Below are 22,360 nucleotides of genomic sequence, written 5' to 3' on the forward strand. Positions count from 1 at the left end.
CCACCTCCCTTTCGCCTGTCGATTGTTCTCTTTCCATACAATAGCAAACTTTCAACCGAAAGAAAAGCAACAATTGATCACATCCGCTCCAAGCGGTGAAATGCCGGCTCGTCGGCTGCCAAGACGGCCAGCTCCCCGCTTTCATCGGCCGCCAGCGCCGCCCGAAGCTCTTCTTTCGCCTCATCGAAGCGTCCAAGCAGCGCGAGATAGCGGGCTCGTTCGTAGCGAAGCCGGGCATCGTTGGCCATATGGACGCACCGCTCGATGGCCGCGAGCGCCTGATCGATGCGCCCCGCTTCTTCATAAACAGCCGCAAGCTGCATATGGAACTCTTCATCCTCAGGATACCAATCAGCATAGCGCTCCCAAAGCGCCGCCGCTTCTTGATAGCGGCCCGTTTCCATATAATGCTCGCCAAGCAACATGAGCGCCTCACGGGCGAGCGGTTCTTCCGCCACAATCTCCTCGAGCTGCCGCTCGGCTTTCTCGCGCTGTCCTTCTTGAAGCCAAACGACCGCCTGCAACACGCGCAGGTCGACATCATCCGGGTCATCAGCCAGCAGCCGCTCCAGCCAGCGCTTCGCTTCCTCGCGTTTTCTTTCCTCATCGGCGGCCAATAAATATTCCACAAATTCTTGCGCCAAAGACGGATCCCAAACGCGGGCGAGCGCTTTGCGCCACGTTTTCACGGCATCGCTGTCCAATTCGAGCGCGGCATATAAGCGGGCGAGCCGCCTGTAGGCTTCCGCATCGCTGCGGTTGAGGCGAATCGCTTCGTCGTAGAAATCGGTCACAATCGAAAACAAGACAACGGTGCCGACCCATTCTTTCGCTTTTGTCCACCATCGCACCGGTTCGTCATGCTCCCCCTGCTCCTCGCCAAAATACGGGAAAAGAGCCGAGGCGGTGTTCCGATACATCACGCTTTTCGCCTCGCGGCTTGCCTTCAGCCGCTCGAGTCGATGGCGCAGCTTCCCTAAGCCGCGCATCGTTTTCGGGAATAAGGCGACATATGCCGAATACAACGATTCATCGTCGGGATGGCGCACCATCAACCGCTCGAGCAGCTTGATTGCCTCTTTTGTGCGTCCTTCCCGGCTAAGCACATTCGCGTAATGACGAAGCACTTCACTGTGATCCGGGTCAAGAGCAAGCGCCTTCTCGACCGCCGCCTTTTCTTGATCGCGGCGTCCGAGCGCTCCATAGACATATCCAAGACTGTCGTAATACCACGCCTCCCCTGCATGCGGACGGGCATCAGCCAAAGCGCGGAGAAGCGCTGAAGGCTCCGCAATCGCGGCAAGCTGCTCCATATCGACACGCTTCGGGGCAAGGCGGACCGCCTGAAGCAAATGCGTATGCTGCCGCTCTTCGTTTCCTTCTGCCTCATAGAGCACAGCTAAGCGAAAATGGCAAAGGACAAACGATGGATCGGCTTTGAGACACGTCTCATACTGTTGTTTCGCCTCTTCGTGGCGTCCAAGTGAGGCGCACAGCTCCGCGAGCCGAAAGCGGGAAAGCGCATGGCCCATGGCGGCAGCTTCGCGGTACAAATCCATAGCCTTCGACGGCCGTCCTTGCCGTTCATAAAGGGCGCCGAGAGCGGAATGGGCCGAAACGAGTGTCGGGCGAGCTGAGACAAGCTGCTCTAAAAACGCCCGGCCGCGTTCCTCTAAAGACGGCGTTGCCAGCTGATCAAGGTAAAACTCGTACGCTTCTTCCGCCTCAAACTCAGCCAGACGCAACCCTTCTTCCAACCACGACAGCGCCGTCTCGCGTCCTTCCCCCTCATCAGCGAAACCGTGGGCGATGAGCCATTTGCCTGCATTGAGCCAATATTCGCTGTTGTTGGCAAAACGGGCGCGCTGCTCGATCACATATCGACGCGCTTCATCCATATCCCCGCGTTCTGCAAGGGCGGCCGCCAAGCCGAGATGGGCGAACACGTCATCGCGGTCATGACGGACCGCCTCTTCGTAGCACGAAACCGCTTGTTCCGCCTCTCCTTCCTCCATATAGAGATCGCCAAGGCGGACGTAAAGCGGCGCCAACCGCCAGGCGGCCGCCAATCCCTCTTCCAGCACCATTTTCGCTTTTTCTCGATCGCCGTCGTCATCATACAAGTCAGCCAACATCAAATACGGGTGCGGTTCCTGCGGGTCGAGCGCTTTCGCGACGCAAAAGCCGCGTTCCGCCTTGCGCCGGCGGCCGAGCTCCATGTCGCAGCGGGCCCGCTCATACCAAAGCTGGGCATCCCGCCGTTCGCGGCGCACAAGGCGGTCAAACCAGGCGCGCGCTTCGGCGAACCGCTTCGCGTGGAACAACAGCACACCGTGGTTTGTTTCGATAAACAAATCCCCCGGATACAGGCTGACTGCCACGCGCGAAGAGATGAGCCCTTTTTCGATATGACCGGCGTACGCCGAGGCGAGCCCGAAATAGCTCCACACTTCCGGCTGATCTGGGTCCAACTGGAGCGAGGTGCGAAAATAGCGTGCCGCCTCTTCGTAGCGGCTGGCAAAAAAGGCAATGCGGCCGCGCAAATAATGGTAGAGCGGGCTTTGCGCCTTTCCTTTCACCCGTTTGAGAACGTCTTCGGCCTTCTCCATTTCTTGCGTGTAGACGTACGCTTTCGCCGCCATCAGCAGCAAGTCGTTATGTTCGGGATACTCGCTCAAGACGCGCCTGGTGTAATCCAACACAAGCGGCTTCGCCTCATCGCTGCTAAAATGCTTCATGACATACAGCCATGTGTACGGGATGTGCTCATGCTTGTGCAAAAAGGCGACAAACACGGCGAAATGCGCCTGCTCGTCCTCATCCATCTTTTCGGCCAACGCATGCAATTCGCGGAAATAGCGGTCTTCCTCTTCGGGGAGCTCGGCGGCGAGCGCCGCTTTTTCCCGGGGAAGCGCCACAATCGACAAATAATGCGTCCCTGCATACCATTTGGCAAGCTCGTCCTCGGAAACGACAAACGGATCAAATAGATTCGGGTCTTGCACGTACAACGCCCCAAGCCGTTCGTCATAGCCAAACAGCACTTGGACGTGTGATGACTGTTCGTAATCGACGCTCAACAGCACCGGAACGCCCTCATCAATGAGCCGCTTCCAGCGCGGCAGCGTGCCGATGAAAAAGCGGCAAACAAATCCAAGATCTTCCAAATAATGTACGGTCGTGGACAGCTTCGATCCGCGCACATCAAAAATATGTTCGGCCACTTCATCCTGCGTACGGGGGGAGCCAAGCAATCGAAGCATCATTTCCAAACTTGCCGGCACGCAATAGTTATGCTTTTGCACGACCGGCACAAGCGGCAGCACCACCGACCGTTTCCTTTGCTGCCCAAGCGCGCGGGCGTACGGCGTTTTTTCAAGCTGCGGCTCCGCTTTCACAAGCGATTCAAGCTTCTCCCATTCGTCAAGCTGGTAATACAATTCGGCGCGCAAATGGGCAAAATAACGGCGATGCATATGAAGCGGATTCAAACGGTCAAGCTCCTCCATCGCCGCGAGCGCCTCGCGGTAGGCGCGCACATCGCGCAGGCGGCGCACGCGCTCAGCGTAAAACGCTAACACTTGCGGAAAACGCTGCTTTCCTTCTTCCAAAACGGCAAGCGCCTCGCGGTGGCGGCCATCGAGCGCATACAAATCGGCAAGAAGCAAATAGCACATATCGCCGCGCTCCGAGTCGTCGAGACCGGCGCGAATCGCCTGTTCCGCGTTTTTCCGGTCGCCGGTCTCGATATAAAAGTAGCCCCATTTGTCATGCATCGGCGCCGTCTCATAGCGGGCAACCACATCCATCCATTCCCGCGCCTCCTCGACCCGCTGCATATCCAATAAAGCGCGCACCAACGCAAACGCCGCCCGGGCGATCGCTTCCCTCGGCTCCTCCACCCGGCCTTCGAGCGCTTCTGTAAGACGCGGGGTGAGCGCCTCTTCCACATCGAGCGGCCGGCGGTTCTCGAGCCACTCATCGCACACCCAAGCGAGCGTCTGCAGCGTGTTGAACTTCCGATGGGCGTACCGAGCGACAAGCCCGCTATGCCGGTACATAAGCGCGTAATCGAACAGGCGGATGAGCGTCCGAAACGGTTCGATCTCGTCCCACGAAGCCATGAGCGGCCGCCACTCGAATAATCCTACGTTTTCCAAATACGGTTTTACTTTGTTTAGAGCCTCTATTATTCTCTTTTCTTGAATAAGCAACGAAATTTGTTCCATCATCATGCAACTGAAAGCTCCTTTATCATTTTCACTATCATTAGTTTAGAACAAGCCGTCGAAAACAGCCACCTATTTTTTTAGAAAAATAACGACAACAAAAATTGCCCTGCCCTGTTTTGACAGGACAAGGCTCAGAACAGACGCACTCAATCCGCATGCTTAGCGAAAAATTCCAGCGATCGTTCGATAATCGTCGTTTGGTCGTAATCAAGTGTCGCAACATGATAGCTGTTTTTCAGCCGAACGATCTCTTTGTCTGACGAGTGGACGCCGCGAAAAATGATGTCCGCGTTCTCAGGCGGCACGACATGGTCTTCGTTCGAGACGAAAATTAAAATCGGGCATGTCACACGTTCCAGTTCGCCTTTCACTTGCCCCATCAGCCTAGCCAGCTGAAGAAGCGAAGCCGTCGGCGTTTTCTCGTACGCCAGCTCTTTCACATCCGGATTTTTCAAATCCGAACCGATCGAATCCAGATACCTCGGCAGCTCACCCCCGGCCGCCATCCCAGCGCGAATGGCCGGAATGTCAATCGCCGCATTGATCAAGACGATGCCGCGGATGGACGGGTAACGTTCCGCCATATAAAGCGTCAGCGTCCCACCCATGGACAGACCGGTGACAAAAATGGTTTGGCATCGTTTTTTCAGCCATTCATATCCTTCTTCGACCGAGGCGATCCAGTCGTGGAACGTCGTCCGCTCCATGTCTTCATAATGCGTTCCGTGCCCTTTTAAGCGCGGCAGGCAGACCGTGTAGCCGGCTTTCGCATACGCCTCAGCGAGCGGGCGCATGCTGTGGGGCGTGCCGGTGAATCCGTGCACGAGCAGCACCCCGACCGGCCCGTTTTCGGCGTAAAACGGCTCGGCGCCCGAGAGCACCGGATATTGTTCGCTCATCTTCCTCTCCCCCTTATCTAGTCAAATCCGTTCCTCTCACTATATTCGCCGCCGCACCTCTTTTTTCCTTTTTTGATCGGACGCCGTTACCACATCGACAACCATGACCGCCACCATTCGTGAAACAAGCCGTTGACGCCAAAATAGACGAATGCGATCCAAGCGATGCCAACCAATGCTTTCTCCATCCCTTTTCCCGTCCGATAGAGCGGCACTTTCCACCGCTTGGACGAAAACGGCCAAAACAGCGGCACCCCTTGAACAGAAAAAAAGTCTTCCACAATGTGAAACAAGTAGCCGAGCACGAGCCCAGCGGTAAACGGCGACGCCGAGTCGCGCCAGACGAGGGCGGCAAGCACCCCCCAGACGATGAGCGAATGCGTCATGCCGCGATGGCCGAACGCTTCTTTTACTTTCCCCGCGACGCCGAACGAACGGCGGCCGACGTATGACGACGGCTCGTCAATGTCAGGAAGAAGGCTGCCGATGACAAGCCCCGCCGTATAGGCGGCGGTAAACGGCAGCTTTGTATGCGCGGCCGCCGCCGCGCCGAGGCATAATGTGGCAATGACATGGCTGGAGTATCGCAACGAAATCCCCTCAAACTTTTATCGTTTTCCCCATTATACCACAGAAAAGAATATTTGTTCGTTTCTTTGACGGATTTGTGACAATGATGCCAAGTGTGACAAAGTTAACATCGCGTTATTGACATCATGGCTATAGTTAAAAGTACACAACGCTAATAAGGAGTGAAGCAAATGAAACGAAAACGATCTCCGCTCACCAACCGTTTCAAATATATTCGGCCGATCGAGCGCCAAGCCGACGGCCACAGTGAAACAACTTACGGCGACCGCGCCTGGGAAGATGCGTACCGTCGCCGCTGGCAGCACGACAAAGTCGTCCGCTCGACCCATGGCGTCAACTGCACGGGGTCGTGCAGCTGGAACATTTACGTCAAAAACGGCATCGTCACGTGGGAAGGGCAGCAGCTTGACTACCCGTCAACCGGGCCGGATATGCCGGACTTTGAACCGCGCGGCTGCCCGCGCGGCGCGAGCTTCTCATGGTATATGTACAGCCCGCTGCGCGTCAAATACCCGTATGTCCGCGGCATCTTGCTTGACATGTGGCGCGAGGCGCTCTCCCATCATCCAAACAACCCGCTTGAGGCGTGGAAAAGCATCGTTGAAGACCGCGAAAAAGCGAAGCGCTACAAACAGGCGCGCGGGAAGGGCGGATTCGTGCGCGTCAGCTGGGATGAAGCATTGACGCTTGTCGCCGCTTCTTTATTGTATACGGTCGTCAAATACGGCCCGGACCGCAACGTCGGCTTCTCGCCGATTCCGGCGATGTCGATGGTCAGCCATGCCGCCGGATCGCGCTTCATGCAGCTGATGGGCGGGCCGATGTTAAGCTTCTATGATTGGTACGCCGACTTGCCGCCGGCGTCGCCGCAAATTTGGGGCGACCAAACGGACGTGCCGGAGTCAAGCGACTGGTACAACGCCGGCTACATCATCACCTGGGGCTCGAACGTCCCGCTCACCCGGACTCCGGACGCTCACTTTTTAGCCGAAGTGCGCTACCGCGGCACGAAAGTCGTCTCCGTCAGCCCGGATTACGCCGAGTCGACAAAATTCGCCGACGACTGGCTGTCGGTGAAGCAAGGGACGGACGGCGCCTTGGCGATGGCGATGGGGCATGTTATTTTAAACGAATATTACGTCAAACGGACCGTTCCATATTTTGAACGATATGCCAAAACGTACACCGATTTTCCGTTTGTCGTCACCTTAAAACAAAACGGCGGCGCATGGACGGCCGGCCGCTTCTTGTTGGCGAAAGACCTTGGCAAACAAACGAACAATGCCGAATGGAAGCCGGTCATCTATGATGAAAACACCGACTCGTTTGTCGTGCCGAATGGAACGATCGGCGCTCGCTGGGAAGACAAAGGAAAATGGAACTTGCGTCTTGTTGATGAGGAAACAGAACAGCCGCTTGAGCCACGCCTGTCGTTTTTAGGGAGCGAAGATGGAATCTTCCCGATTCAGTTGCCATATTTCACGGATGACGGTGGAAAAACAATCGAGCGTGCTGTGCCGGTGAAAAAAGTGCACACCGAAGCGGGCGACGTGTATGTCACGACCGTCTATGACTTGGTTTTGGCCAACTACGGCATTGACCGCGGCATCGGCGGCACAGTCGCCCGCTCGTACGACGACGAGGTGCCGTTCACGCCAGCATGGCAAGAAGCGATCACCGGTGTCAAGCGGGATCTCGTCGTCAAAATCGCCCGCGAGTTTGCCGACAACGCGATCGACACAAACGGCCGGTCCATGATCATCGTCGGCGCCGGGATCAACCATTGGTTCAACTCCGATACGATTTACCGCGCCGTCTTGAACCTTGTCTTGTTCGTCGGCGCCCAAGGGGTGAATGGCGGCGGCTGGGCGCATTACGTCGGGCAAGAAAAACTGCGCCCAGCGGAAGGATGGCAGACAATCGCCATGGCACGCGACTGGGTCGGACCGGCGAAATTGCAAAACGGCACGTCGTTCTTTTACTTTGCTACCGATCAATGGCGCTATGAAGAGCGGCCGGTCGACGAACTCGTCTCGCCGCTGGCCAAAAAAGCGCGCTACTTGCATCCTGGCGATTACAACGTCTTGGCCGCGCGGCTCGGCTGGCTGCCGTCGTACCCGACATTTAACAAAAACGGCATCGAGCTGTACAACGAAGCCGTTCACGCCGGCGCCCGCACACCGGAAGAAATCGGCGCCTATGTCGCGAAACAGCTGAAAGAGAAAAAGCTGCAGTTTGCCATTGAAGACCCGGACGATGAGGCCAACTTCCCGCGCAACTTGATCGTCTGGCGCGCCAACTTAATTTCAAGCTCCGGCAAAGGGCACGAATATTTCTTAAAACATTTGCTTGGCACGACGAACGGCTTGTTAAACGATGACCGAGACAGCCTGCGCCCGGAAGAAATCCGCTGGCGCGATGAAGCGCCGGAAGGCAAGCTCGATCTGCTTGTCAACTTGGACTTCCGCATGGCCGGCACAGCGCTCTACTCCGATGTCGTCCTGCCGGCAGCGACATGGTATGAAAAACATGACTTAAGCAGCACGGATATGCATCCGTTCGTCCATCCGTTCAATCCAGCCGTGCCTCCGCTCTGGGAAGCGCGCTCGGACTGGGATATTTTCAAATCACTCGCGAAAGCCGTATCTGATGTCGCCAAACAAGCCGGCTTAAAGCCGATGAAAGAAGTCGTCGCCACTCCGCTGTTGCACGATACGGCGCAAGAGCTGGCGCAGCCGTTCGGTGAAGTGAAAGACTGGAGCAAAGGCGAAACCGAACCGATTCCGGGCAAAACGATGCCGAACATTCACGTCATTGAACGCGACTATACCCTTCTTTACGACCAAATGACCGCCTTAGGTCCAAATGTCGCCCGCCAGCCGATCGGCACAAAAGGGATTGCCTGGTCAGCGAAAGACGAGTATGAACAGTTGAAACGCCGGCTCGGCACTGTCCGGCGCGCTTCCATCGCCGACGGCTGCCCGGATATCAGCGAAGCGAAAAAAGCGGCTGAAGCGATTTTGACGCTGTCATCAACTACAAACGGCAAAATGGCGGTGAAAGCGTGGGAGGCGCTTGAGAAAAAGACGGATTTGAAATTGGCCGATTTAGCGAAAGAACGCGAGGAAGAATGCTTTACGTTTGAACAAATCACCGCCCAGCCGAAAACGGTCATCACCTCGCCGGCGTTCAGCGGCTCGGAAAAAGGCGGGCGGCGCTACTCGCCGTTTACGACGAACGTCGAACGGCTCATCCCGTGGCGGACGTTGACCGGCCGGCAGTCGTTTTACATCGATCATGAACTGATGCACGAGTTTGGCGAAACGATGGCGACGTTCAAGCCGGTGTTGCCGCACCGTCCGTTTTCAAACAAACGCCCGAAAGAAAACGGAAAGGAAGTCATCTTGAACTATTTGACGCCGCATAACAAATGGTCGATCCACAGCATGTATTTCGACTCCTTGCCGATGTTGACGCTTTTCCGCGGCGGGCCGACCGTGTGGATGAACAAAGATGATGCGGCCGAAGCCGGCATCAACGACAACGACTGGATCGAATGTTTCAACGAAAACGGCGTCGTCGTCGCCCGCGCCGTCGTCTCCCACCGGCTGCCGCGCGGCATGGCGTTTATGCACCACGCGCAAGACCGCCATATTAACGTGCCGGGCACGAAGCTGACAAACAACCGCGGCGGCACACACAACAGCCCGACGCGCATCCACGTAAAGCCGACGCATATGATCGGCGGATATGCACAGTTAAGCTACGGATTCAACTATTACGGACCGACGGGCAACCAACGCGACCTGTACGTCGTCATCCGCAAACTCGAGGAGGTTGATTGGCTTGAAGATTAAAGCGCAAGTCGGCATGGTGATGAATTTGGACAAATGCATCGGCTGCCATACGTGCAGCGTCACGTGCAAAAACACATGGACGAACCGCCCCGGCGCTGAATACATGTACTTTAACAACGTTGAAACGAAACCCGGAATCGGCTATCCGAAACAATGGGAAAACCAAGAGAAGTATAGAGGCGGCTGGGAGTTGAAAAACGGCGAACTGCGGCTCAAATCCGGCTCGAAAGCGATGCGGCTCGTCAACTTGTTCTACAATCCGTACCAGCCTACGATCGACGATTACTACGAACCGTGGAATTACGACTATGAAACGTTGACGAACAGCCCGCTAAAACAATACCAGCCAGTGGCGCGGCCGAAATCAAGCATCACCGGCGAATGGATGGAGCTGTCATGGGGGCCGAACTGGGAAGACGATCTGGCCGGCGTCCATATCACCGGTTTGCGTGATCCGAACGTTGTCAAAATGGAGCAGGCGATCCAAGCGGAATTTGAGAATGTCTTTATGATGTACTTGCCGCGCATTTGCGAGCATTGCCTCAATCCGTCATGCGTATCGAGCTGCCCGTCAGGCGCCATGTACAAACGCGACGAGGACGGCATCGTCCTCGTCGACCAAAACGCCTGCCGCGCTTGGCGGTATTGCGTCACAAGCTGCCCGTACAAAAAAGTGTATTTCAACTGGCAAACGAACAAAGCGGAAAAATGCACGCTCTGCTTCCCGCGCATCGAAGCCGGCATGCCGACGATTTGTTCGGAAACGTGCGTCGGCCGCATCCGTTACATCGGTGTGATTCTGTATGACGCTGACAAAGTGAAAGAAGCGGCGAGCGTCACAGATGAGAAACAGCTGTACCACGCCCAGCTTGATATTTTCCTTGATCCAAACAATCCAGCCGTCGCCGCCGCCGCGAAAGAAGCGGGCATCCCAGACGAATGGATCGCCGCCGCACAGCGCTCGCCGATTTACAAAATGATCGTCGACTGGAAAATCGCTTTGCCGCTGCATCCGGAATACCGGACGCTGCCAATGGTATGGTACATTCCGCCGCTGAGCCCGATCATGAATACGATCGAAGGAAAAGGAAGCCAAGCGAGCGCCGATGACATCTTCCCGGCCATTGATGAAATGCGCATTCCGATCGAATATTTGGCGAATTTGCTGACGGCGGGCGATACGGCGCACATCCGCACGACATTGAAAAAAATGGCGGCCATGCGCTCATACATGCGGGCGAAACAAACGAACAAACAGCCGGACATCCGCCTCATTGAATCGCTCGGCTTAAGCCGTGAAGACATTGAAGAGATGTACCGTTTGCTCGCGATTGCCAAATACGAAGACCGCTTCGTCATTCCAGCATCGCACCGCGAAGAAGTCGCTGACCTCTACGCCGAACAAGGCAGCTGCGGGCTTGCATTTGCCGGCGGCCCGGGCGCTTGCGGCACGCTGTAAAAGGAGAAAGAAGGCGAGCCCCGCCCCCTTCAATAATGAAATGGAGGATTTACGATGAACAGCGAACAACAACAAACGGTCTTTCTATGTGTATCGTATTTGTTGTCTTACCCGGACGAACAGTGGGCCGAATCGCTTCCTGACTGCCTAGACGCCATCCGCTCGCTTGACGATGAAACCGTCCGCGCGCCGCTTTTGGCAGTGGCCGAACAGCTCGCGGTCACCCCGGCTCGAGAGCGGATGGAGCAATATGTCGAAACATTTGATTTCGGCAAAAAAACGAATTTGTACTTGACGTATATGACAAACGGCGAGCAGCGGGAGCGCGGAATCGAACTCGTCGCCTTAAAAGCGCGCTACGAGGCGGCCGGATTCGCCGTCTCCGATCACGAGCTGCCCGACTACTTGCCGCTCATGCTTGAATGGATGGCCTATGCAGATCAAGAGCATACGACCGCCTTGCTCGCCGATTATGCCGGCCATATCCGCGAAATCGGCGACCGGCTGGCAGCGGCAGGCAGCCCGTATGCACAGCTGTTTGACGCGCTCAATCACACATTCACTCAACTCGGCGTGACGCCGCTCCCGAAAGGAGGTGCAACGGCATGGCCAGCCAATTTCTCTGGGTGATTGTTCCGTATTTGGCGCTTGTCCTATTTGTCGCCGGCCATATTTGGCGCTACCAGCGCGACCAGTTTGGCTGGACATCCAAATCAAGCGAACTGCTCGAAAAACGGCAGTTGCGCCTTGGAAGCCTTCTCTTTCACTGGGGCATTTTGTTCGTGTTTGTCGGCCACGTGATGGGCATTCTCATTCCCGAGCCGTTTTACGAGGCGCTTGGCGTGACAGAAGAGATGTACCACGCCCTCGCCTTGGCAGGCGGCATTCCGGCCGGCTTGGCGGCCTTCGTTGGTTTCGTGATCCTTTTTCGCCGCCGCTTGACGGTCAAGCGCGTACGGACGACAAGCAGCACCGGCGACTGGGTCGCGCTCGGATTTTTGCTTGTCGTGATCGCCAGCGGGTTGTCGTCGACGTTTCTGAACATCGATTCGCACGGGTTTGATTACCGGACGACAATCAGCCCGTGGTTTCGCGGCCTTCTTACGTTCCGTCCGAACCCAGCTTATATGGAAGCGGTGCCGCTTTGGTTTCAGATTCATATTCTCGCTGCATTCGGTTTGTTCGCCGTCTGGCCGTTCACCCGTCTCGTTCACGTATTCAGCTTCCCGCTCCGCTACTTGCAGCGCAGCTACGTCGTCTATCGAAAGCGAATGCCAAAACAAGCAGAGCCGGTCAACCGCGCCAAGTAAGCGAGCGGCGGGCGTCACATCAGGAACCCTAAACTGAACAGGCGGAGGGGGCAAACCGATTGCCTAACAGCCGGCCTGTCAACTTTAACGGCGGCGGGAACGAAACAACGTGCGCTTCCGCATACCCTAACGATCATGCATAACAACCGGCCAACAAATGAACCAATAATAAAAAACAGGATGCCCGTCGTTTGGGGCATCCTGTTTTCCATTTGTTACTTAGTTAATGCGCGCAAACAGCTCCTCTTTCTCCGCATCGGACAACAACCGCTCGGCCATCGGGAAGAGCACGTTCTCCTCTTTCATGAAGTGCTCATCCAAAATATGATACGCCTCAATCACCGCGCCGGCAAGCGTCAACGCCTGTCTGCTGTCGATGTTCTCCGGCAGCTGGGCGGTCTTTTCTAAAAACATGGAAAGGCGCGTTTTCGCCTGTTCGTGTTCGTATTCCATAACGGCGATAGGGCCGGTCGTCCGCCCGATGTACCGAGCCATCATTGGGAACAATACGCCTTCTTCCCGCTCCGAATGCGGATCTAAGGCGGCGCCGAACGATTCAACTTTTTCTCTCAAATCAGCGAGCGGCTCACGCCAGTTGCGGTCATTTTCCCCGCGGCCGATCGCCTCCGCTGCGGCAAGCAGCTGCTCCATTTGGGCGCGCAGCGGGCCGTGTTCTTGTTTTAATTGCGCCAGACCGGCGCATAATTTCACCCCTTCAGGGCCGCCCATATGGCAAAATGAATGCATCATCAATTCCTCCTTTTTATGATCCGTCCGTTGTTTCCATTATACTGTGTGCAGCATCTCCATCGTTGTGAGTCATATCACACCGCCGACAGGCAAGCGCAAAAAAACAGCACGCGCGCCCCCATGAGCGACGCGCCGTAGCAAATCCCCGCCGAACCGTGCTCGCCATCTGCTGGAATGAGCTTCGTTTCATGCTCGCCCCGCCCTTTCATATGAAAAATACATCCCCAGTTTTATTATAAGCGGAAAATGTTCGAAAAACTGTGACAAAAAATAAACAGTTTAGCATTTTTGATGAAACACATAATATAAAACATTTAACAAAAAGATGATCTCTTATATAGCAGGTTGGACAATTGATATAAAACAACCCTCAACAGGGCTTATTGTTGAAAATAACGGGCAAGCGTCACGATCATCGCTCCCATCCGCTCATGTTCCGGGGCGATGACGCGATCGACTCCCTCTTCTTCCAATGCTTCTTTTGTCACTTTGCCAACGGCGCAGGCCACGACATCGGTGCGAAACGCGTCAAGCAGCGGTGCGATCTCTTTTTTCTCGCGGGCGAACGAAAAGAAAAAGCGGACTTGCATCGCCGATGTAAAACAGACGGCATCGACTTCGCGCCCGACGATTTCTTTATACAATGTCGCCAGTGTCTCCTCATCCGGAGCGATATGCCGGTATGGCAACAATTCCGTATACAAAGCGCCTTGTTCAAGAAAAAACTGCTTCAAGGCTGGCGCGGTATCGCCGTACAGCTGTACAACAACGTTTTTTTCCGCAAAGTCGTGCCCATAAAGAGCAGCAATCAACCCTTTCGTCGTCCCGTCCTCGCTTGCGGCCACCGGGGTGACGCCGATTTGTTTCAACGCCGTCACCGTTTTATAGCCGCGGGCAGCCACGTTCGCTTCCTTGATCGTTCGATGCCATTGGGCAGCCATTCCCTCCCGGTCGGCCGCTTCCAACAGCGCCTCAAAGCCGATTCCCGTCGTAAATACGATCCAGTCCGGCCGCATGGCGATGACGGTTCGCATTTCCTCTCCCAGTTCGCTTCCCTTTGAAAAGACGGTCCCTTGCGCTGGACGAATGATGGCCGTTCCTCCTTGCTTTTCAATAAGCGTTGTCATTTCGTCCAGTTTGCGTGAGGCGCACAAGGCAATCCGTTTGCCATGCATGTCCCTTCCCCCTTATGGTCAGTCGTTCGTCCTTTCCATTCTAAAAGATGGTCTTTGCCTATGCAACAAAAACCATTCCGCTCCCTGGCACATCGCAACGCGAATGCCGCCTTCATTGGGTATAGCGCCCAGCGCAACAGAACAGACCGCAGGCAGAAACAGCCGACCACCATCAAAAAACACGCGCCCAAAGACGCGTGCCCTCCGTTCAACGAGTATGTACCATGGCCTCTTCTCCCCGACGGTCAAAGGAACCGATGATGCGCGTCGGCTCGACGGAAATGATCCGGTCCAACGGAATGTTCATTAGACGCATTTGCCGGTTGTAAACAAACAGTTTGCGCGTGTCCTGATACAGCTTGACCGGCAGCACGACCGCTTCCCCTTGATAGGTTTTTACACGCACCGGCTGCTTCTCGGCAATCCACGCCGACAGCTGTTCATACCATTCCATTCTGATTGTTCCCCCTTCTCATCCGATCCTACTTATGATTATAAACGGAAAAAGCGGAAAAAAGGGGGAAAGAAAAATCAACAAATTCGACGAAGGGATGACAAACCGTGTCGATAAATGTTCAGCGCACGGAAATGTTCCGTGCGCCTTTGGAGGTGGTCAGCGGTGGATCAACACACGCGCTGCCGTGCGGTCAACGCTTTCACCGATGACGCGGATTTTTAGGCCATAGTTGGGCACGTTCCGGCCGGCGTCGACGGCCCCTTTATTGTCATACGACCGGCTGTCGTCAAACACCGGCGTCGGCGATGTATCGTTGTCGATCAGCTGTGAGCCATTGATTGCCACGCGGAATGGGGCTCCTTTTTGCAGGCTGAACGCCGCATCGTGCACTTGATAGCGAGTCGACGCTGTCGTATTGCCCGACCATTTTAACGTATGCTGGTCGGCATCCACAACGCCAAGAAACCCTTCGCCCGGATGGACGCCCGTCCAGTTGTTGTCATAGCCTTCATCCACATACCAGACGACAAGCCCTGGATCGTACGAAAGAAGCCGGTCGCCGCGCAAAATATGGGCGAGCCCTTCATCGACGCCGCGGTGGTTGCGCCATTCAAGCAAATAATAATGCTTCGAGCGCGCGATGCCGTCGCTTTTCGCAAAACCGTCCAACGCGAAAGCGCTGTCGCCCTCTGCATCGTCTGTGAGCGCGATTGTTCCATCTGCCGTCACTTGAATGTTGTCAACATACCAGCCAGCTTCCGACACCGCCACATCGGTGATGTAATGGAAGCGAAGGTCAATCGTTTGTCCTGCATAGGCCGACAAGTCAAATTCCGCCTTCACCCAGCCGTTTGACGTACCGGTAATGCCGTTGCCCGGGTTTTGCCCGTACGGATTGTCGGGCGTCGTAATGTTTCCTTGAATTGTTGTCCATTCGTTGCTGCCATGCGGTTTTACTTCTACCGCCCCATAATCCCAGTCTTTCTCAATCGCATACCATGTATCAAATGCCAGCGTCGCCTTGGACGCTCTCGTCAAATCGATCGTCGTTGACATCGTATGATCTAAGTTGTTTCCACTGCCGGAGAAATAGGCATACGCACCGCTTGGCGGGGTCGTGATGACCGTTTCTTTGTCCGGCAAGTTGATGCACACGGCATCGTTGTTCGTCCCTTTCGTGTTCGCTTCATCGAGCACGACTTCAACACCGTTTGGCGTTACTTCGTTCCACTCAACGGTCGTTCCGCTCAGCCAGTTGCTGCCCGGCATGGTCGACTGCAAAAACTGTTTCGCCCAGGCGCTGAAGCCGGTCGGCTCGGTGCCCGGAATGCGTCCCGCCCAACTTCCGCTTGACATAATCGACCAATAGGCAACTGGCTCGCCCAGACCGGAGTAAATCGTATCGTATTCATCCGGCAGCCCTAAATCGTGGCCGTATTCGTGAGCAAACACTCCTGCCGCCCCGTCAGCCGGCTCAATCGTATAATCGTAAGCCGCCAGTTGGCCGCGCCAATACGGCACATCCGTCGTCGTATTCGGAATGCGGTACACCGATCCTAAGTTCCAGCGGTGCGACCAAATGGCATCGCCGCCGAGCGAACCGCCGCCCAATTCTTCTCCGACGCTGGAGTGAATGATCATTAAATGGTCAATCAAACCGTCCGGTTCGCGATAATTGCCGTCGCCGTCTAAATCGTAGCGATCCTCTTGGTCAAACTCACGCAAATCAATGGTCGGATCCTGGGCGGCTGCCGCCAGCGCTTCGCGCACAAGCGCCCGTGGATTGACGTCATTGCCATCCGGCGCCGGTACATTTCCGCCATAGTATTTAGCCGGATACTTCGCCTGATACCAGCCTGCCACTTTTCCTTCAATGGAATAGCTGCCGCCTGATTGCTCTTCATAATATTTTTTTACTGAGATAAGCTTCTCGCCATTCGGTCCATCGTAATAGCCGTCATCGCCGCCGAAAATCATATCTTCATAATGTTCGCGTGTATAATCTTTATAATACATATCCGTTTCAGTTGGCTGAATGTTGTTATGCGGAAAGTCCGGATACTCGATGAGCAAAACGAGTACACGGTCGACCCGCTTGCCGCCGTTCCATGGCTCCGGCTTGACGGATGGCACGGAAGCCGTTTTCGATTGTCCGAGCTTTTTCCCTTTCCCGTTCAGCACGCCATTTGTCTGCTGTCCGTCCTGCATCGCCTCGGCGCGCTTTGCCTCTTTATCGTATAATTCTCCTTTTCCCCGCGGCATATGAATCGCCTTTTGCCGCAAATAGTCGCGCACTGCTTGTTCCACCTCAGCAGGAGTCGCATCAGCGCGAAGCTTTCCGCTCCGTTTCAACATTTCCGCCAGCTTTTCCTCATTGGCAATCGCAAAATCGACCGGTCCCCCTTGCTTCACAGCCGGAATGCCGGGGGCGTTAGCCGCTTTCGGCGCTTCCGCCGGAGATGCCCACAGCCCGATGCCGAGCGACAGCGCCGCAACAAGTGATGGAATCGACCGTTTTTTCAAAAATATCCCTCCATATCAAATAAAAGGTTGATAGAAAATATATACAATTAAAATATTATAGAATAATATAAAAAAATAAAGGGTATTTTTTATCAAGAACAAAATAGTTCTTTTTACCTATATTTGTCGAAAAAACGAGATTTATAGCAAAAAAAGGCTATCGATTTCACCTTAACATCCAGACAGTTTTCCAGTTACAATGTAATATATTCGCAGTTTTTGTAGAAATTCTGGTTATGCAGCTTGACGATGGGAAAGAAGGTGCCGCGATGCTGAATATTTTCAAAGACTTTTTGCTCAACTTGTTTTTCATCCTTCTGCCGGTGTTCCTCGTTCCCCTCTGTACGGAGCAGGAGAAGAGGCCAAAACGATTCCGCCTTTATTTGCCGACCATTTGTTACGCCGTCGTGATCATGTTATGCATCACCCTCCCGGTCGGAACAGAGAGCGATTTCATCTTCGACTTGCTGCAAATTCCTCTGTGGCTTGGCGGTTTGTACGGCGGAGCGGGGGCGGCGACGGTTTTAGCGTTTACGGCGATCGCCTACCGCTCGCTGTTCGGCGGAGCTGGCGTCTTCGTCACCGTCGTCGTTTCCATCGCCATCGCTGCAACAAGCAGTTTATTGACAAAACGGTTTGTCGAGCTGCCAACCAAACAGCGCACGCTGTTCGCTGCATCGCTCAGCTTCGGCTCTGGCCTATTGACCGTCGCCATAGCGGAGTGGATGGCTGCTGCGGTTTCTCCTCCGCCTTCCGTTGCGCTTATCTTTTTGTTTGTACAGCCCATCAGCATGCTCATCGTTTGTTCGTTTCAGGAAATGGTGCACCATAACATCGCGCTGCGCAAACGAGTGATTCGCGCCGAGAAAATGGAAGCCGTCACCCATTTAGCTGCTTCCATCTCTCATGAAATTCGCAACCCACTCACCGCGGCGCGTGGGTTTATCCAACTGATCGAAGAGCAGCCGCTCGCTGCCGACAAACGACGCCAGTATGCGCGCATCGCCATTGAGGAGCTTGACCGAGCTGAAGCGATCATCACCGATTACTTGACGTTTGCCAAGCCGGCGCCCGAGACGCCGGAAAAGCTGAACGTGAAGCTCGAGATCGAGCGAGTCATTGACATCCTCCGCCCGCTCGCCAATATGAGCTGCGTCGATATTCAAGCGACGCTTGCCCCATTTTCCATCATCGGTGAGCGCGAAAAATTCCGTCAATGTTTGCTCAACGTAATGAAAAACGCCATCGAAGCGATGCCTAACGGCGGGACGTTGCAAGTATACGTCTCCATTGACAACGGACGTGTGCTCATCCGCATCGCTGATACCGGCGTTGGCATGACGAAAGAACAGCTCGAACGGCTTGGCGAACCGTATTTTACGACGAAAGGCGTCAAAGGCACGGGGCTCGGAATGATGGTCGTCTACCGCATCATTGAATCGATGAACGGAACGATTCGCATCGAAAGCGAAATACATAAAGGAACGACGGTGTCGATTTATTTGCCGCTCGCACCGTCTCCTTCTTCCTCAACGATTTCTGATAAAGAAAAACAGCTGTTTGCCGCCTTATGATATAGCGAAGACCAGCCGCAAGGGCTCTTGTGAACAAAGGTCAACATATCGATATCCTGTATGCCCAGCCATCAAAGGGCCCTTTCTTTTGGTCTGGGCATCTTTTCCTTTAGCCGCCTTCGCACGGATGAGTAAACTATTTTTGGGTAAAATTCAGGAATAGATCCCCAGTTGCGAACGGATCGCCCTGGTTTAACATCACAGCGGTTTCTGCTACAATACTATCGAAGCGAAACACATCGAGGGAAAAGGAGACAGTTGCATGATTCACGTCAAAACGGAACGGGAAATTCAATTGATGCGCGAGGCGGGGAAACTCTTGGCCGCCTGTCATCAAGAGATCGCCAAACGCATCGGACCGGGCGTCACAACGATGGAAATCGACCGGTTCGTTGAAACGTTTTTGGCCAAATACGGCGCCAAACCGGAACAAAAAGGATACCGCGGCTATCCGTATGCGACATGCGCTTCCATTAACGATGAAATTTGCCACGGGTTTCCGCGCAATGAGCCGCTGAAAGAAGGCGATATCGTCACGATCGATTTTGTCGTCAATTTGCGCGGAGCGCTCGCCGATTCCGCCTGGACGTACGCCATCGGCGACGTCGGTGAAGACGTGCAAAAACTGCTTAACGTCACCGAGCAGTCGCTCTATAAAGGAATCGAGCAAGCCGTTCTCGGCAATCGGATCGGCGACATCGGCCACGCCATTCAAACGTACGTCGAAGCGCACGGCTTTTCCGTCGTACGCGATTTCACCGGACACGGCATCGGCCCGACGATTCACGAAGAGCCGTATGTCCCCCACTTCGGCGAAAAAGGAAAAGGGATGCGTTTAAAGGAGGGGATGGTCATCACGATCGAACCGATGGTCAACATGGGGGCATGGCAAAGCAAAATGGATCCGAACGGCTGGACGGCGCGAACGATCGACGGCTCGTATTCAGCGCAATATGAACATACGATCGCCATTACAAAAAACGGGCCGCTCATTTTAACGACGCCGGCGTAACGGTAACCCCCGGACAAAACACTTTGTCCGGGGGTTATCCATAATTCGCCCAAACTTCTTGCTAACCTATCTATCGTCTCTCCGCCTTATTCTTTTTCTTTTGTTTACATAATAAAATTATGGTTGCTAACCTTCGATCACCTTCACATACAACGTCCGCTGGCGCGGCCCATCGTATTCACAAAAATACACACCTTGCCAGCGTCCAAGCAGCAGCCGGCCTTCGTGAATAATGACGTGCTGCGACGCGCCAACCGTGCTCGCTTTCATATGAGCGACCGTGTTTCCTTCCATATGGCGGTCAAGCGGATGCTCCCACGGATACGTTTCATCAAAACGGCGCATCATGTCGTGCTTGACATCTGGATCCGCGTTTTCGTTAATGGTGATGCCAGCCGTTGTATGCGGACAATAAACGACAGCGATCCCTTCCGTCACGTTAGCCTGGCGCACCGTCTCCTCGACGAATGAAGTAATGTCGATCATGTCATCCCGCTTTGCCGTGCGGATTGTAAACGAACGAAGCATACATTCCACCACCTGGGCAAACATTTTGTACTTCGCAAAAAAGGTTTGCTACTCTAAATAATATAATACAAAAAATGGAGTGAGAAATCATTGGCCAAGCGCTATGAAAACTTAGACGGCGTCTCGACGCACAAAACATGGGCCGATTTCCGCCGCTGGCAGCGGGAGCGGAAACAAAAACAAAAAGATTTGTCCTACGTCGTGCCGCATGTTTCACCGCCTCAATACGAGCGGCTTCAGAAGCCGAACGGACGGCCGCAGCTCTGCTGGGTCGGCCATTCGACCTTTGTCGTTCAACTTCATGGCATCACCATCGTCACCGATCCCGTCTGGGCGAATTGGATGGGCGCGGCCAAACGCTTGACGGCTCCTGGTGTTCCGCTTGACAAGATGCCGCCCGTGGACGTTGTGCTCATTTCCCACGGCCACTATGACCATTTGCATTTCGGCAGCCTCCGCCGTTTGCACGGTGACCCGCACATATTCGTGCCCGAGGGGCTCGGCCGCTTGTTCCGCCGCCGCGGCTTCCGCCATGTCACTGAGCTGTCGTGGTGGCGCACGGCTGAATTCCGCGGCGTGACGCTCACATTTGTTCCCGCCCAACATTGGACGCGGCGAACGCTTTGGGATACGAATACGTCGCACTGGGGCGGGTGGGTCATTGAAGCGGACGACGCACCGACGGTTTATTTTGCTGGCGACAGCGGCTACTTCCGCGGCTTTCGCGACATCGGTGAACGCTTTTCCATCGACTATGCGCTCTTGCCGATCGGCGCGTACGAACCGGAATGGTTTATGGGGCCGCAGCACACCACACCGGAAGAAGCAGTGCAGGCGTTTTTGGACTGCCGGGCCCGCCTGTTTGTGCCGATGCATTACGGCGCGTTCCGCCTCGCCGATGATACGCCGAAAGAAGCGCTCGACCGTCTATGGACCGAGTGGCGGCGGCGCGGGTTGGAAGAGGAGCGCTTGCTTTGCTTGAAGCTCGGCGAGGTGATCGATGCCGCCCAAGCGTTGACGGCCCTTTCCCAATTCGACAATTCGTTCAGCCAAACAAGCGCAATCACCACGGTGAAACAAGCGCGGCAAAAGGAATGAGCGCAACTTTATCCAAAAGAGCGAGCCAGTCCGCGGCTCGCTCTTATTCATTGAATTGGCGGTATACGTACGGCTCCTTCGGTTTGGCCACCCTCTCCCATGACGTCACTTTTACATACGGAAGCGTCATATGAAACGGCTGGTAATACATGGTGGATAGCGTACCTTTCACATGAATCCATTCATCATTTTGAAGCGGCACCGTCTTTGGAAACTGAAGGAGCAGCCCGTACACCCCTGAATCCGCAACACAATGAATGATTCCAAAGCGAAGGAGAAACGCCTCATTGGCGCGCGTCGTTTCCTCACGGTAAACAAACCCGGTGAATTCAATGTCGCGGGCGGCGAATGCCCCGGGAAACTGATAAATCGTTTCCATGGCATTTAAATAGTTTTGATCATTCAACTCCAAGCGAGCAAGACGACCGTATTTTTTCAGCTCTTTTTCCATGGCATTTTGATAATCGTCCCGCCCATAATACATGCTCGTATCCGGACGCAAAAACTGCCGCTGGGCAAACGGATCGCTGCCGTCAGCCGCCATCCCAGGAACATGAATCCCTTTCGCCTTTACGACTTCAGAATCCAGCGTCGCAACGGGAAACAAGAAGGCGGAAACAAGCGGAAAAACAAAAATAAGGTAATTCACCGCCCGCTTCCAGCGCGCGGACGGCTCATGATGATGATGGCCGCAGCATTCTTCCCCATGATCGTGCGGTTCCTCGTTGCGGCTTGCCAGCACAAATTGCACGATCGTTAAAAAAGCAAACACAAACATCGCACTAAACGAAATATACGAATACCGCATATTAATGTATTTGCTCAACTCTCCAGTAATATATAAATGAAAAAACAAAAACGCAAACCCAAGCAAAATATACATGCGAATCATGCC

Annotated in this window: 17 protein-coding genes; 7 read left to right on the forward strand and 10 right to left on the reverse strand. The window is 54.6% G+C overall.

The genetic code is table 11. The annotated features are described in order from the left end of the window. Nucleotides 1-77: 77 nt before the first annotated feature. The 3 genes from DI44_RS07620 to DI44_RS07610 all read right to left on the reverse strand — a co-directional run bounded on the left by DI44_RS07620 (nucleotide 78) and on the right by DI44_RS07610 (nucleotide 5,721). Nucleotides 78-4,235 (reverse strand): bacteriocin-processing peptidase family protein, encoded by a 4,158-nt coding sequence (locus tag DI44_RS07620; protein WP_033025450.1) that lies wholly within the window; start codon nucleotides 4,233-4,235, stop codon nucleotides 78-80. Between the two features lie 143 nt (nucleotides 4,236-4,378). Further along, complete coding sequence (locus DI44_RS07615) at nucleotides 4,379-5,131, reverse strand: alpha/beta fold hydrolase (RefSeq protein ID WP_033025452.1); 753 nt, start codon at nucleotides 5,129-5,131, stop codon at nucleotides 4,379-4,381. A gap of 86 nt (nucleotides 5,132-5,217) precedes the next feature. Beyond that, nucleotides 5,218-5,721, reverse strand: coding sequence for a metal-dependent hydrolase (locus DI44_RS07610; protein ID WP_011231316.1), 504 nt, complete (start codon nucleotides 5,719-5,721; stop codon nucleotides 5,218-5,220). Between the two features lie 171 nt (nucleotides 5,722-5,892). On the opposite strand from DI44_RS07610, the gene DI44_RS07605 reads away from it, so the two are divergent. Genes DI44_RS07605 through narI form a run of 4 tightly spaced genes read left to right on the forward strand, consistent with a single transcriptional unit; the run spans nucleotide 5,893 to nucleotide 12,348 of the window. After that, the gene (locus tag DI44_RS07605; protein ID WP_033025455.1) at nucleotides 5,893-9,579 is read left to right on the forward strand and encodes a nitrate reductase subunit alpha; all 3,687 of its coding nucleotides are present in this window, start codon (nucleotides 5,893-5,895) and stop codon (nucleotides 9,577-9,579) included. Then, a complete protein-coding gene (gene narH / locus DI44_RS07600) occupies nucleotides 9,569-11,038 on the forward strand; it encodes a nitrate reductase subunit beta (RefSeq protein WP_033006307.1) in 1,470 nt (489 codons plus the stop codon). The genes DI44_RS07605 and narH overlap by 11 nt, the downstream gene beginning before the upstream one ends. Before the next feature lie 54 nt (nucleotides 11,039-11,092). Further along, a complete protein-coding gene (gene narJ, locus DI44_RS07595) occupies nucleotides 11,093-11,668 on the forward strand; it encodes a nitrate reductase molybdenum cofactor assembly chaperone (RefSeq protein WP_014195921.1) in 576 nt (191 codons plus the stop codon). Then, nucleotides 11,644-12,348 (forward strand): respiratory nitrate reductase subunit gamma, encoded by a 705-nt coding sequence (narI, locus tag DI44_RS07590; RefSeq protein WP_033025457.1) that lies wholly within the window; start codon nucleotides 11,644-11,646, stop codon nucleotides 12,346-12,348. Before narJ ends, narI begins: the two co-directional genes overlap by 25 nt. A gap of 219 nt (nucleotides 12,349-12,567) precedes the next feature. On the opposite strand, the gene DI44_RS07585 is transcribed toward narI, so the two are convergent. The 5 genes from DI44_RS07585 to DI44_RS07565 form a co-directional block, all read right to left on the reverse strand. Beyond that, nucleotides 12,568-13,095 carry a hemerythrin domain-containing protein gene (locus DI44_RS07585; RefSeq protein WP_033006314.1) on the reverse strand — a complete coding sequence of 176 codons (528 nt, stop codon included), beginning with the start codon at nucleotides 13,093-13,095 and terminating at the stop codon, nucleotides 12,568-12,570. A 77-nt stretch (nucleotides 13,096-13,172) separates the two neighbouring features. Next, nucleotides 13,173-13,307 (reverse strand): pyruvate synthase alpha chain, encoded by a 135-nt coding sequence (locus DI44_RS07580; RefSeq protein WP_020754029.1) that lies wholly within the window; start codon nucleotides 13,305-13,307, stop codon nucleotides 13,173-13,175. A gap of 171 nt (nucleotides 13,308-13,478) precedes the next feature. Further along, nucleotides 13,479-14,273, reverse strand: coding sequence for a uroporphyrinogen-III synthase (locus tag DI44_RS07575; RefSeq protein WP_014195925.1), 795 nt, complete (start codon nucleotides 14,271-14,273; stop codon nucleotides 13,479-13,481). 208 nt (nucleotides 14,274-14,481) lie between these two features. Then, nucleotides 14,482-14,727 (reverse strand): hypothetical protein, encoded by a 246-nt coding sequence (locus tag DI44_RS07570; protein ID WP_020278820.1) that lies wholly within the window; start codon nucleotides 14,725-14,727, stop codon nucleotides 14,482-14,484. A gap of 159 nt (nucleotides 14,728-14,886) precedes the next feature. Continuing rightward, complete coding sequence (locus DI44_RS07565) at nucleotides 14,887-17,253, reverse strand: immune inhibitor A domain-containing protein (protein WP_033025458.1); 2,367 nt, start codon at nucleotides 17,251-17,253, stop codon at nucleotides 14,887-14,889. A 269-nt stretch (nucleotides 17,254-17,522) separates the two neighbouring features. Between DI44_RS07565 and DI44_RS07560 the strand changes: the two genes are divergently transcribed. Both DI44_RS07560 and map read left to right on the forward strand, forming a co-directional pair. Next, nucleotides 17,523-18,827, forward strand: coding sequence for an ATP-binding protein (locus DI44_RS07560; RefSeq protein WP_033025505.1), 1,305 nt, complete (start codon nucleotides 17,523-17,525; stop codon nucleotides 18,825-18,827). A 262-nt stretch (nucleotides 18,828-19,089) separates the two neighbouring features. Beyond that, the gene (gene map / locus DI44_RS07555; protein WP_013145244.1) at nucleotides 19,090-19,839 is read left to right on the forward strand and encodes a type I methionyl aminopeptidase; all 750 of its coding nucleotides are present in this window, start codon (nucleotides 19,090-19,092) and stop codon (nucleotides 19,837-19,839) included. A 126-nt stretch (nucleotides 19,840-19,965) separates the two neighbouring features. On the opposite strand, the gene DI44_RS07550 is transcribed toward map, so the two are convergent. Continuing rightward, nucleotides 19,966-20,367 (reverse strand): secondary thiamine-phosphate synthase enzyme YjbQ, encoded by a 402-nt coding sequence (locus DI44_RS07550; RefSeq protein WP_033025459.1) that lies wholly within the window; start codon nucleotides 20,365-20,367, stop codon nucleotides 19,966-19,968. A 90-nt stretch (nucleotides 20,368-20,457) separates the two neighbouring features. On the opposite strand from DI44_RS07550, the gene DI44_RS07545 reads away from it, so the two are divergent. Beyond that, nucleotides 20,458-21,465 carry an MBL fold metallo-hydrolase gene (locus DI44_RS07545; RefSeq protein ID WP_033025460.1) on the forward strand — a complete coding sequence of 336 codons (1,008 nt, stop codon included), beginning with the start codon at nucleotides 20,458-20,460 and terminating at the stop codon, nucleotides 21,463-21,465. Nucleotides 21,466-21,508: 43 nt separating this feature from the next. Here the strand turns inward: DI44_RS07545 and DI44_RS07540 are convergent, their stop codons facing one another. After that, the gene (locus DI44_RS07540) at nucleotides 21,509-22,357 is read right to left on the reverse strand and encodes a TIGR03943 family protein (protein ID WP_033025461.1); all 849 of its coding nucleotides are present in this window, start codon (nucleotides 22,355-22,357) and stop codon (nucleotides 21,509-21,511) included. Nucleotides 22,358-22,360: the final 3 nt, after the last annotated feature.

Origin of the sequence: Geobacillus sp. CAMR5420 (genome assembly GCF_000691465.1) — a bacterium.
Classification (GTDB): Bacteria; Bacillota; Bacilli; order Bacillales; family Anoxybacillaceae; genus Geobacillus; species Geobacillus thermoleovorans.